Origin of the sequence: Candidatus Nitrosarchaeum limnium BG20, assembly GCF_000241145.1 — an archaeon.
Classification (GTDB): domain Archaea; phylum Thermoproteota; class Nitrososphaeria; order Nitrososphaerales; family Nitrosopumilaceae; genus Nitrosarchaeum; species Nitrosarchaeum limnae.
The window spans coordinates 1-922 of record NZ_AHJG01000017.1; the positions used below are offsets into that span (position 1 = coordinate 1).

A 922-nucleotide genomic window follows, 5' to 3' on the forward strand; every position below is an offset into this window, starting at 1 on the left:
CTAAATATCTCTAGACTGCCAATTCCTTTGGTGACTATGAGAACTTGGTTGCCGTTATGCAAATGCATCTTTGTTTTTGCACCGTTTTCAAAGTAAACATGATAGATGTCTTGCTCTTTTGATTTTATTTTAGATGAAATGTCTTTCATGTGTACTTTATTTGTAAACCATGCTGGATTGATCTTTCTTTTATCTCCTGGAGAGTAAATATTTGATTTTTTCATTCTAATATGATGTCTGTTTTTTCTGTTGTATTATGTTTTTCCAATGATATTATTACAGTTTTACCATTTTTCTAAACTGTTCATTGGTGTGGAGTTTTTCAAATATTTTTTCTTCTTTTGCCCACGTTCTAATCGTTTTTGGGTTTAAGTTGATTGCTTTTTTTAACAATTCCAACGATTCTGGATATTCCTCCAACGCTGACTTGCTTCTTGATTTTGCATAAATGATATTTACGTTGTCTTTGTGGTTTGCAAGAATTTTATCAAAAATCTCTATTGCTTTTTTATGCTGGTTGTTTTCTGCCAATTCTATTCCTATGTGAAATAATGCATCCAAATGAGTAGGATGCTTTTTGTAAACATTCTCAAAGCAGTTTAGTGCCTCTTCATGTCTTTTTAATTTCCCTAGAACAATTCCCTTGTAAAACAGGGCATTTGGTTTTCTTGGCTCAATTGTTATGGCTTTATCTAAAAAATTTAGTGCCTCTTCATGTTCTTGCAATTTGTCAAGCAACACTCCTTTGTTAAAATACGATGCTCCATATTTTGGGTCTGCCTTTATTGCATTGTCATAGCATTCTGATGCCCCTTGGATGTTTTTCATTTCAGCCATTGCAATTCCCATATTGTTCATTGCTGCCGCGTCTTTGGGATTTATCTTAATTAGTAAATCAAAACACGTTGCGGCATCGCTATAC

General features: G+C 33.4%; 2 protein-coding genes. Both read right to left on the reverse strand.

The annotated features are described in order from the left end of the window. Positions 1-224 (reverse strand): cupin domain-containing protein (locus tag BG20_RS00945; RefSeq protein ID WP_010189696.1); only part of this gene is annotated, 224 nt, incomplete at its 3' end. Positions 225-276: 52 nt separating this feature from the next. Continuing rightward, positions 277-922 (reverse strand): tetratricopeptide repeat protein (locus tag BG20_RS00950; protein WP_010189697.1); only part of this gene is annotated, 646 nt, incomplete at its 5' end.